We start from the raw sequence: 10,000 nt of genomic DNA, 5'->3' as shown, positions 1-10,000 counted from the left end.
TCGAACTCGGAGCTAGCTGGTTCTCCCCGAAATGTGTTGAGGCGCAGCGGTAGTGGAAGTTTAGTCGGGGTAAAGCACTGTTTCGCCGCGGGCTGGGAGACCGGTACCAAGGCGAGGCAAACTCTGAATACGGCTAAAAAAACTACCAGTGAGACGGTGGGGGATAAGCTTCATCGTCAAGAGGGAAACAGCCCAGACCACCAGCTAAGGTCCCCAAATGATAACTAAGTGAGAAAGGAGGTGGGAGTGCATGGACAACCAGGAGGTTTGCCTAGAAGCAGCAATCCTTAAAAGAGTGCGTAATAGCTCACTGGTCAAGCGCTCCTGCGCCGAAAATGAACGGGGCTAAGTTATCTACCGAAGCTGTGGACTACATTGTAGTGGTAGGGGAGCGTTCTATAGGGGGTGAAGCAGTAGCGGCAAGCAGCTGTGGACTCTATAGAAGTGAGAATGTCGGCTTAAGTAGCGAAAATGTGGGTGAGAATCCCACACCCCGAAACCCCAAGGTTTCCTCCGCAAGGCTCGTCCGCGGAGGGTCAGTCAGGACCTAAGGCGAGGCTGAAAAGCGTAGTCGATGGACAACGGGTTAACATTCCCGTACCGATTAATGATTGTGCCGGAGAACGGAGAAGGTCAACGTCAGCTGGATGTTGGTTACCAGTGCAAGCAGTCGAGGCGATGAGAGGTGGTGAAAACACCTGGAGCTAAGACGCGAGTCCCACCTCCCACGGGAGGGAAGTGGCGCTGATCAAGCTTCCTAGAAAAGCCCGAACCACGTTAATCATTAATTGCCTGTACCCGAAACCGACACAGGTGGGGAAGTAGAGAATACTAAGGGGCGCGAGATAACTCTCTCTAAGGAACTCGGCAAAATGACCCCGTAACTTCGGGAGAAGGGGTACCCTCGCAAGAGGGTCGCAGTGAATAGGCCCAGGCGACTGTTTACCAAAAACACAGGTCTCCGCCAAGTCGTAAGACGCAGTATGGAGGCTGACGCCTGCCCAGTGCCGGAAGGTTAAGGAAGTTGGTCAGGAGTAATCTGAAGCTGACGACCGAAGCCCCGGTGAACGGCGGCCGTAACTATAACGGTCCTAAGGTAGCGAAATTCCTTGTCGGGTAAGTTCCGACCCGCACGAAAGGCGTAACGATCTGGGCACTGTCTCGGAGAGAGACTCGGCGAAATAGGATTGTCTGTGAAGATACGGACTACCTGCACCTGGACAGAAAGACCCTATGAAGCTTTACTGTAGCCTGGCATTGGCTTCGGGCTTCGCTTGCGCAGGATAGGTGGGAAGCTTTGAAACTCTCCTCGTGGGGAGAGTGGAGCTAACGGTGAGATACCACTCTGGCGAGGCTAGAATTCTAACCCTGACCCCTAATCGGGGCGGGAGACAGTTTCAGGTGGGCAGTTTGACTGGGGCGGTCGCCTCCTAAAAGGTAACGGAGGCGCGCAAAGGTTCCCTCGGTCCCGTTGGAAATGGGACGATAGAGTGCAAAAGCAGAAGGGAGCTTGACTGTGAGACCCACAAGTCGAACAGGGACGAAAGTCGGCTTTAGTGATCCGACGGCACCGCGTGGAAGGGCCGTCGCTCAACGGATAAAAGTTACTCTAGGGATAACAGGCTGATCTCCCCCAAGAGTTCACATCGACGGGGAGGTTTGGCACCTCGATGTCGGCTCATCGCAACCTGGGGCTGAAGTCGGTCCCAAGGGTTGGGCTGTTCGCCCATTAAAGCGGTACGTGAGCTGGGTTCAGAACGTCGTGAGACAGTTCGGTCCATATCCGGTGTAGGCGTAAGAGCATTGCGAGGAGCCTTCCTTAGTACGAGAGGACCGGGAAGGACGCACCGCTGGTGTACCTGTTATCGTGCCAACGGTAAACGCAGGGTAGCCATGTGCGGAGCGGATAACCGCTGAAAGCATCTAAGTGGGAAGCCCACCTCCAGATGATTGCTCTCATGGCATTAAGCCAGTAAGGTCTCGGGTAGACTACCCGTTGATAGGCTCTAGATGGAAGCTCGGTAACGAGTGCAGTCGAGGAGTACTAACCGACCGAGGGCTTGACCTGATTCTTCTTTTCACCACTTTTTCCCTAGCTTTTGCAGTCTTGAGGGTTCTACCCTTCCTGGTGTCTTTAACGTGATGGCACCACTCCGATTCCATCCCGAACTCGGTTGTGAAACTTCACCGTGGCCAAGATACTTGTCGGGTTGCCGACCGGGACAATAGCTCGATGCCAGGATTATTCTTTCCTACCCCTCAATCCGACAAGATTGGGGGGTTTGGTTTTTAGGAAAAATCAGAGGATTTTAAATCTAAACCTCGCTCAAATATTGTATCTATGGCTAACATTTCTCCGTCGCTAGTCATAAATTTATGATCTTTGGTTGCTTGGATAGTTTGCCCATTTTCTAGGGTGTATTCAAAGACTTCTTGTAAACCTCGCTCGTGCCATTGAGAGATTGGTTGACTATAAACAAAACCATTTTGGTCAACAGTATAAACAGTGCAGTTAATTTCTTCGCTCACAATTTTAGCAATTGGTAATAATCCGTATTCCTCAGTTAAAATTAACGTCTCACCTCCTAGACAATATTCGGCAAAATTTACCATCTGTTCAAAGAGATTTTCAGCGATTCTTTTTTCCACACCATTTTTAGCAGCACCATCGATAAACATCTCCCTTTGTTTCTGCATTTCGGAGGCTTTTTTCTTACCCATTGCCCGACGCAATAGATCCGCTTCTCCTAGGGAATAACCGGCTAAATCCTGCGCCATTTTCATAATCTGTTCTTGATAGACTAAAACTGCGTAGGTTTCCTTAAGAATTGGTTCCAATAAAGGATGATCATAACGAATGGGTTCTCTACCGTGTTTTCTGCCAATAAAGAGAGGAATTAATCCCGCATCTAAAGGTCCGGGGCGATAGAGTGCTAAGATTGAAGATATGTCCTCAATACCCGATGGTTTTAACTCTTTAACTATCTGTTTCATCCCCGATGATTCTAACTGGAAAATACCTTCTAAATCCCCTTCTTCTAGTAATACGTGGGTTTTGATAATATCGGGAGGTAGTTTTTTATGTTCCCCTTTAGCCCGAATTTGCAGGGCTTTTCTTTCATCTAAAGGCAATTGTTCGAGATCAATATCTATACCCTGATTTTGTTTAATTAAATCGGCGGTTTTTTTCAAAGTGGTTAAATTTCTTAACCCTAAAAAGTCCATTTTTAACAATCCCAATGATTCTAAATCCTCCATGAAATATTGGGTAATTACCGCCCCATCATTATTTTTCTGGAGGGGAACCACTTCATCTAAAGGTTGGGAAGAAATGACGACTCCCGCGGCATGAACTCCGAAGGTTTTGTTAGTACCTTCGATACGAATTGCCATATCTAACCAATGACGCACATGGGGTTCCGTATCGTATCTTTCTTTAAATGCTGGTTCGGGAGTTTCATCGGAAATCATCACTTTTAAAGGTGTGGGTTTACCGCGAGAAACGGGAATCATTTTCGCCATTTTATCCGATTCGGCGTAGGGAATATCTAACACCCGCGCCACATCTTTTAAGACAGCTTTTGATGTCATGCGGTTAAAAGTAATGATTTGGGCAACATTAGCCTCCCCGTATTTTTCCGTGACGTATTGTATCATTTCATCCCGTCTCTCGATACAGAAATCCGTATCAATATCAGGCATAGATTTCCGTTCAGGATTGAGAAAACGCTCAAATAATAAACCGTGATGAACGGGATCAATATTGGTTATTTTTAAAGAATATGCTACCAAAGAACCCGCCGCAGAACCGCGTCCTGGACCGACGGGAATATCATGATCTCTAGCATATTTTATATAGTCCCAAACGACGAGAAAATAGGTAGAAAATCCCATTTTCTGTAGCATTTTTAATTCGTATTCAAGCCTTTCTTTGTAAACAGGCTCAATCTCGTGACGAGAAGGACATTTTAATCTTTCTAGTAATCCTAACCAAGCAATTTCTTCTACATAACTATCAGCAGTATGTCCCGCAGGAACTGGATAATTAGGGAGTCTCGGTTCATTAAATATGTTATAAGGTTCGACTTTTTCTGCTACTTCTAAGGTGTTATTAATCGCTTCTTCAATCACATCTTCGGGCAGATGATCACGGAAAAGTAAACGCATTTCATCAGCAGATTTTAAGTATTCTGTACCGCTATAACGGAGGCGTTTGTCTTCAGTAATTAACTTGGCAGTTTGAATACAAAGTAAGGCATCGTGTGCCTCTACATCGTAACAGGAAATAAAGTGAGAATCGTTAGTAGCAACTACTTTGATTCCTAATTCTTTAGCAATTTTAACTATTTCTACATTGACGATCCGATCTTCTTTAGAACCGTGGTCTTGAATTTCTAAATAAAAATCATCACCAAAAAGTTTTTTATACCATTTAGCCGTTTCCTTAGCCAGTTTCCTGTTATTAGCTAAAATCGCTTGGGGAATCTCTCCACCCAAGCAAGCACTGGTAACTATCAATCCTTCGTGGTATTGTTGGAGTAACTCTTTATTGATACAAGGACGAGCAAAAATACCTTTACCTTGAATACCTTTCAGATTAGAAATAGTAGTTAATTTAACTAGATTTTTATAGCCTTGGGTATTTTTGGCTAAAACAACTTGATGATATTTTCGGTGGCGAAGATTGACTTCAATATCGCCATTGACTATATACATTTCGTTGCCAATAATTGGTTTTATTCCCTGATTACGGCAGGTTTTAATTAATTCGATCGCACCATACATGACTCCATGATCGGTTAAAGCGATCGCTGGTTGTCCTAATTCGATCGCTCGATCAATTAGTGCCGGTAATTGGGAAGCACCATCAAGTAAGCTATAATCACTGTGAATATGTAAACCGACAAAAGACATAGTTTTTCAGGAAAAAGTGACCAGGAAAAGGGGAAAAAAACCAGAATTTACTTACTTTTAATTTTCAGCCATCACAGTCTATTTTTAGGGTTGATTGAGAATCCTATAGGGAAAAAAACCTTGTTCTAAATTAAACCATTGTTCTCGCAGTTTCCGGTTATCATTGCTGCCGACAACAGTATCAACAAATTTTTTCCATTCGGGATCGTTTTTGGGTAAAATACAGCCATAAAGTTCGGTGGTAATCGGTTGACGGGGTAGTAGCACAAATTGTCGCAGATCATGTCCTTGTTTAACGATTTCCCCCAGCAGAAGAATTCCATCACTAACCACTGCGTTTACTTCTCCCCTTTGTAATTTTGCCACTGCCTCACTTCGATCGCTGACAGCTTGCCAATTAGCCAGAGGATAGATATAACGAATAATACTATCGGTGGTGGTGTGGGGAATATAGGCGATCGCAACTGCCGCTAAAGTGTTATTAATATCTATTTTATCAACATTTTCCCTTTTAGTTAGAAATTGCGCTCCTGTCATAAAATAGGGAATAGAAAAATTAACCTTTTCTAGTCTTTCTTCCGTGATTGTTGCCGCATTACAGGATAAATCTACTTGTCCCTGTTCCACTTGCTGAAAACGATTATTAGTCGTCGCTTCTGTAAAGTTTATTGTAACCGGTTTACCTACTTCTTGTTCTAATCGACGTTGGACTAAGCGCATTAATTCCACTCCATAACCTGTCCATTGTCCCGTTTTCTCATCGATATAACTAAAGGGAGTAGCGTCTTTTCTGGCTGCCGCTTTTAATTCTCCCGTGCGAGCAATTCTTTGTAAAACTGTTTCTGCTAAGACTGATAAATGTAGGTTATTTATCAGTAAAAGACCTAGAAAAATAAAGCAAAAGTTTTTAGACATATCAAGAAAGCAAGAAGAGGACAGGAGATAGGGAGAAAAAAGCTAACGGCCGACGCATGATTAGCAAATGCTGCTATATTTTAACTACGATCCTCAAATAATCCACTCAAACGTTCTACTTCTGTTTGTGCTGTGTACATAGGAGTTCCAGCCAGAATTCCGGTAACATTGCGGAAAGGTTGACCGATGTGCATACCTTGATGATCGATCGAAAACTCACGAATATCCTTATCGTGCATAGAACCGCGCATTTTTAAAACAGTGATCCCGCGGCGCATTTCTCCATACATTTCCACATAACGCAGCAGAATAATTGAATCGGTAATTGTAGAAATATGCGCTTCTGTGATCGAGGAACCTCCTAATAAAGTGGGAGTGGTGGAAGTAAATAATCCTCCCACCTCTTTTTGCTTAATAAAAGAAGTCAAACCGATAATAAATTCCCGAAATCCTTTCAGATTAGAAACCCTTTCTAAAGCAGATAAACTATCTACTGCCACTCGATTAGGTTGAAACTCCTCGATAATTTCCTTCATCATAATTAAATGATTTTCTAAACCCGTAGTTTCGGGATAACGGCAGACTACCTTTAATTTACCTTCCTTTTCCATGCGGTCATAATCCACACCCCAACCGGTAGCATTTCTAAATAACTGTTCGCGACTTTCCTCGAAGGCAAAAATTAAACATCTTTCCCCATTGGTTACTCCCCCGGCCATAAATTCTGTCACCATCAGGGTTTTTCCTGTTCCTGTGGCTCCCGAAACCAAAATAACCGAATCGCGGAAGAAACCACCCCCACACATTCTATCGAGTTCCAGACTGCCGGAAGTAATACGAATATTAGAGGATTTTTGTTCTAATTCAATGGCTGATAAAGGAATAATCACGGCCCCTTTATTGGGAATAATTGTAAAAGGAAATTCTCCTTTTTGGTGATCGGTTCCCCGATATTTTAAAATTTCGATCGTCCTTCTTCTTTTCTCATCGGTTAAAACGTTGCGTAAAATCACCACATTATCGGCCACAAACTCCTCCACCCCATAACGACTGATTTCGCCGTATTCTTGGGTTCTTTCTGCGGTCATAATCGCTGTTACTTCCAATTCTCGCAAAGCGGTTGCCAGACGAAAAAGATCACTTCTCACTTGAGCGCTATCACTTAAATGGCTGAAAATTGCGCCTAAAGAATCCATAGACACCCGTTTGGCTTTATTTTTGCGGATAGCAAACTCAATGCGAGCGATTAATGCGCCTAGGTCGTATTCTCCCGTCACCATCGGCTTTTCTTCCGGTTGGGGGGAAGCATCGACAAAGGCCCATTGACGATTCTCCTCCCACTGCCGGATATTCCAACCAAAACCACCCATATTTTTTCTTAGTGCTTGGGGTGGCTCCTCGAAGGTGACAAAAACGCCATTTTCTCCATTTTTGATGCCTTCTGCCAGAAATTGACAGGCAAAAACCGTTTTAGCACTTCCTGCCGTCCCCGCTATCAAAGTTGCTCGTCCTTTCGGTAATCCCCCTTCCGAAAGAAAATCAAAGCCGGGGATTCCTGTTTCTAACTTCTCAATCAACTCTAGGGGATTATTTTGCGTCATTTAAGTTCTCTATGAAAACGAGCCAATGTTTATTGTACCTATTTCAGTGACCGGCGATACCAGAAATTTATCCCTAGTTTGAGAGTTTGAGCATTGGTAATAAAATTTCCAAGACATAGTTTAAATGCAGGACAGCTTAACCCAAGAATAAATGGGGCGTTGTCAGATGTAAAGATGCTCCGAATCAGCTTGGAACTGAAATTACTTTGATAGCAAGGATTGCATTGTATCTTTCATATTCTGAGCTGACAACGCCTCTTTTCTAGCTTGACTTTCAACTAGCAACCATCTTTGTTTTATCCCCCCATAGTTAGAGCTTGTTTCCCGCCAGGAATAACCCGGTATTTCTGCATCGGTTAACTCTTTTTCTGAGATGCTATCGACTAACTCTTGAGCGGCTTTAATGCTGAAGGGGACTCGAGATAACCAACGCATTTCTCTCATTAGTCTTTTTAAACCCCAGGGCGCTATCGCCGACTATTAAACTGTCAAAGTCAACTTGTTTTTGAAATTCTCGGGCGATTTGACCAAAAACCGCTTTGTCCGCTTCATTTCCGTCCCCTACTTTCAGGAATAAAGGTACATCTCCATCCCCACTTACGATTAAGTCAATCATATATTGTTTCAAGTCAGGTCGTCGGTCGCGGGAGTATCCGTAGGTAATTTTTATTGGCTGTTGTCTGGTTTCAATTTCTTCTCCCACTGCTCCTGATTTCAGGATTTCTACTGTTGGGTATTCCTTTTTATATTCTCCTTCCACTGATAGAGAAGTCGAATCTAAATGGGAATTCTCGGTCGCTACACCAAATTTTTTCACGGCCGCTAAACTAATCAGTAGGAAAATGACCGAAACATTAAGTTGATAAAGTTTGTCCATTACTCGACCAATTTTATCATCATTCAGGTGTTTTGGTTCGATGCCCTCTCCCAGCAAATGTTCGGTTGCTTTATCTTCAAAAAATTGAGGAAATAAATACAAGGACCCGGAGACAAATCCCAATCCATTCAGGATAATTGCTTTCACGACTTGCCCCGCTGTGACAATTTCTCCTCGCTCAATTGAGACTTGTTCGTTGATAATTTCAACGATTCCTATTTCATCGATAATTCCGGCTACTAATCCCAGATGGTCTAGATTTTTGACTTCAATTTCTGTTGATTGATTCATGGTCGAACAGTCCACTGCCTAAGTTTTCCAACAATTCCTATTTTTTCATAATTAGGGGTCTCAAGACCCCCTAGCGGCCACCGAGAAAACCTTCACCAGCTAAGTATTTTTACTCAAGTCTCTGGAGGGGGACAGCTTATGTGACAGTTGAGGGTGCGGAATGTGGGAATAATTTGACGTGCTGGTGGATTTCTAACTCACCCTTTTTACCTTAGCTGACAATAATTATAAATTTTTATTTCCCTTGAATTCCCTATTCTAAAAACAGAACTATCTTCCTGAATTTACCCCGTTCGTTCTCAGCTAACCCCTTTGATTGCTTGAGTATTTATACTTAATTTGTCCAACCAATTGTTTTTTTAGTGATCGCCTCTCCTCGAAAATAGTTTTTTTGTACTATTTTTCAATGCCAAAATCGGGGTTAATGCTCTATTTATTTCAAAATGAGAATTGCTGAGGCGATAGAGATGACCATGTAAATCAAAAGGGGGATGGGTTTTTCGACGGTGATTCTTCTTGACGGAAGGCGGAGGTAGTTCTTCTGTCACTGAGGGAAATTTGGCCAAACATTGTTCAATTTCAGCATCAATAGCCGCTATTTGTTGTTGGTAAAATTCATAGAGGGACAGTTCTTGATGCAAAATAAAGACCATTTCCTCGCGATAATTTCCCGTTAAAGCCGCCTCGATTTGTGCGGGAGAACTTTTAATCCTACGGTCGGCTAATTGGGCTAATTTCTTGGGACTTCTTTCGCCGGCAATAATCGCTCTGATGATATTTAATCCAGTTACTCCCGTCACATCAGTAATCACTTTATGGAGTTGTAAGTTGACCTGGGTTAGGGTTTTTTGCAGTCGCTGAATGTGACTGGCAGCACTTCTAATCAGATTTTCTCTTTGTCTTAAATAACTCCTCAGAACTACTATTTCTCCTTCGGGAACAAAAGAGGGGGCGAGTAACCCCTAACTGTACAATTACTGCAACCATTGACAGTCGAGCACATCGCTTTTTCTCCCTGGGACATTTTTGACGCTTTTGGCGTTGACGAGAAAGACTTGGAACTGGCGTTCACTTAAGATTTGAAACAGGGGAATCCATTCAACTCCAGTGGATTCCATCGCCACACTGGTGATACCACACTCTTCTAACCAATCGGCTAACAATAGCAAATCGGGAGTGGTACAACCAAAACTCCTGGTATTCTCCTGACACACTTCTTGGGGGACACAGACCCAATGTTCTCTGGCTCCCAGGTCAATTCCCGCCGCCTTGGCATTGATGATGTTTAACTTCTGGTCACTACTTTGGGTTTTTGAAGACTTGTTTCGGGATTTGGTCATGGCTTTCTTGGCTCCGAGTTATGATCGGGGAAGTACCCTGGTTCTAGGAAGGGTTTTTTACT

Annotated in this window: 5 protein-coding genes, 2 rRNA genes and 1 pseudogene (1 of these 8 cut by a window edge); 2 read left to right on the top strand and 6 right to left on the bottom strand. The window is 43.5% G+C overall.

Features of this window, described 5'->3' with window-relative positions; translation table 11 throughout:
- Together IM500_RS16845 and rrf are read left to right on the top strand one after the other, a co-directional pair.
- Nucleotides 1-2,068: ribosomal RNA gene (locus IM500_RS16845) — 23S ribosomal RNA — on the top strand (it extends 812 nt beyond the left edge of the window).
- Between the two features lie 56 nt (nt 2,069-2,124).
- Nucleotides 2,125-2,242 (top strand): 5S ribosomal RNA (rrf, locus tag IM500_RS16840).
- A 47-nt stretch (nt 2,243-2,289) separates the two neighbouring features.
- Here rrf and IM500_RS16835 read toward each other — a convergent pair.
- The 6 genes and pseudogenes from IM500_RS16835 to IM500_RS16810 all read right to left on the bottom strand — a co-directional run bounded on the left by IM500_RS16835 (nt 2,290) and on the right by IM500_RS16810 (nt 9,938).
- Complete coding sequence (locus tag IM500_RS16835; protein ID WP_190722919.1) at nt 2,290-4,914, bottom strand: DNA polymerase III subunit alpha; 2,625 nt, start codon at nt 4,912-4,914, stop codon at nt 2,290-2,292.
- Nucleotides 4,915-4,998: 84 nt separating this feature from the next.
- Entirely contained in the window at nt 4,999-5,829 is an 831-nt protein-coding gene (locus tag IM500_RS16830; protein ID WP_190722920.1) for an amino acid ABC transporter substrate-binding protein, read from the bottom strand.
- Between the two features lie 80 nt (nt 5,830-5,909).
- On the bottom strand, nt 5,910-7,430 hold the full coding sequence (gene kaiC / locus IM500_RS16825; protein ID WP_002797104.1) for a circadian clock protein KaiC: 1,521 nt from the start codon (nt 7,428-7,430) through the stop codon (nt 5,910-5,912).
- A 252-nt stretch (nt 7,431-7,682) separates the two neighbouring features.
- Nucleotides 7,683-8,598: pseudogene (locus IM500_RS16820) on the bottom strand (IS1634 family transposase); the annotation flags it as partial.
- 359 nt (nt 8,599-8,957) lie between these two features.
- Complete coding sequence (locus IM500_RS16815; RefSeq protein WP_190722570.1) at nt 8,958-9,410, bottom strand: hypothetical protein; 453 nt, start codon at nt 9,408-9,410, stop codon at nt 8,958-8,960.
- Between the two features lie 162 nt (nt 9,411-9,572).
- Nucleotides 9,573-9,938, bottom strand: coding sequence for an IS110 family transposase (locus IM500_RS16810; protein WP_190722571.1), 366 nt, complete (start codon nt 9,936-9,938; stop codon nt 9,573-9,575).
- Nucleotides 9,939-10,000: the final 62 nt, after the last annotated feature.

The organism is Microcystis sp. M179S2 (assembly GCF_020245805.1).
Classification (GTDB): domain Bacteria; phylum Cyanobacteriota; class Cyanobacteriia; order Cyanobacteriales; family Microcystaceae; genus Microcystis; species Microcystis aeruginosa.
Note: the sequence above shows the minus strand (reverse complement) of the source record. Positions and strands in the feature narration are given on the sequence as shown.

Bases quoted from the DNA above. Each gene is read 5' to 3' on its own strand.
- IM500_RS16835 (WP_190722919.1), bottom strand. From the start codon at position 4,914: ATGTCTTTTGTCGGTTTACATATTCACAGTGATTATAGCTTACTTGAT.
- IM500_RS16830 (WP_190722920.1), bottom strand. From the start codon at position 5,829: ATGTCTAAAAACTTTTGCTTTATTTTTCTAGGTCTTTTACTGATAAAT.
- kaiC (WP_002797104.1), bottom strand. From the start codon at position 7,430: ATGACGCAAAATAATCCCCTAGAGTTGATTGAGAAGTTAGAAACAGGA.
- IM500_RS16810 (WP_190722571.1), bottom strand. From the start codon at position 9,938: ATGACCAAATCCCGAAACAAGTCTTCAAAAACCCAAAGTAGTGACCAG.